The following is a 397-nucleotide window of genomic DNA, read 5'->3' as shown; positions in this document are numbered from 1 at the left end:
AAAAAAAGGGGATAAAGCTGCTCATAAGGTGATGAAAAAAAATCCCACAGAAGCTAGAAAATCTACAACACATAAAACGCGAAAAAAATCACTTTCTCAAAAATCAACACCAACAAAAGAAACATCAGAACAAAAAACTCTAGAAGAAGAACCTGTTAAAGTAGTTGCCTCTAAAATTGAAGAGAAAGCTAGTCATCCTGTTGTCATATCATCAGTTCCGGGCGATGCTCCTAAAACTGGGCGTATTGGTTGGTGGAAACGCAGAAATCCTTCTAAAAATTACAGTATAAGAAAATCGCCACAAATATTCTGTAGCGGTTTTGATAAGTAAAAAAGGAAAAATTTACGTTTATTATTTTTGTTTAGCTTTTTCCTGCTCGGCGCGCATACGGTCTTC

At 35.8% G+C, this 397-nt stretch carries 1 pseudogene; it reads left to right on the top strand.

What is annotated here, in order from left to right:
- Positions 1 to 331, top strand: a pseudogene (locus tag J7R10_RS09300) (hypothetical protein); the annotation flags it as partial.
- Between the last annotated feature and the right edge of the window lie 66 nt (positions 332 to 397).

The organism is Bartonella vinsonii subsp. berkhoffii ATCC 51672, from assembly GCF_902825225.1.
Lineage (GTDB): Bacteria > Pseudomonadota > Alphaproteobacteria > Rhizobiales > Rhizobiaceae > Bartonella > Bartonella berkhoffii.
This window is presented reverse-complemented; position numbering and strand designations above follow the sequence as displayed.